Annotated in this window: 1 protein-coding gene; it reads left to right on the forward strand. The window is 47.3% G+C overall.

Going from position 1 to position 507, the window contains the following annotated elements; translation table 11 throughout:
• Positions 1-507: polysaccharide biosynthesis protein (locus HMPREF1705_RS10530; RefSeq protein ID WP_131725258.1), on the forward strand; the 507-nt coding region annotated here is incomplete at both ends.

The raw sequence follows: 507 nt of genomic DNA on the forward strand, positions 1-507 counted from the left end.
TTATTCCCGGCGTTTATCAAGTTCTCTCTGGGGCCGTATCGATTTCGCAAATACGGAATGTAGATATAGAAGACTTGCTGGGGAGGGAACCTGTAAAACTCGACATTGACGCCATATCCAAGTATCTTATGGGTAAGAGCATACTCGTAACGGGCGCCGGGGGTTCCATAGGTTCCGAGATCGTACGCCAGGTAGCTCGATTTAATCCTGAAAAAATGATCCTCCTTGGCCGTGGCGAAAACAGCTTATTTGAGCTTGAGCTTGAGATTAAAACTTCATTTCCTGGCTTGAAATATGAGCTTGTCATTGCCGACGTCCAAAATCGTCAGAAACTTGAGCGGGTCTTCAAGACATTTCGACCTCAAGTAGTGTTTCACGCTGCAGCACATAAACACGTTCCCATGATGGAAGTAAATGTTGACCAGGCCATAATGAACAACGTAGGCGGCACCCGCAACGTAGCAGAACTGGCCCTTGAATGGGGCGTCGAGCACTTCGTCAACATAT

The organism is Acetomicrobium hydrogeniformans ATCC BAA-1850 (genome assembly GCF_000160455.2).
GTDB classification, from domain to species: Bacteria; Synergistota; Synergistia; order Synergistales; family Acetomicrobiaceae; genus Acetomicrobium; species Acetomicrobium thermoterrenum.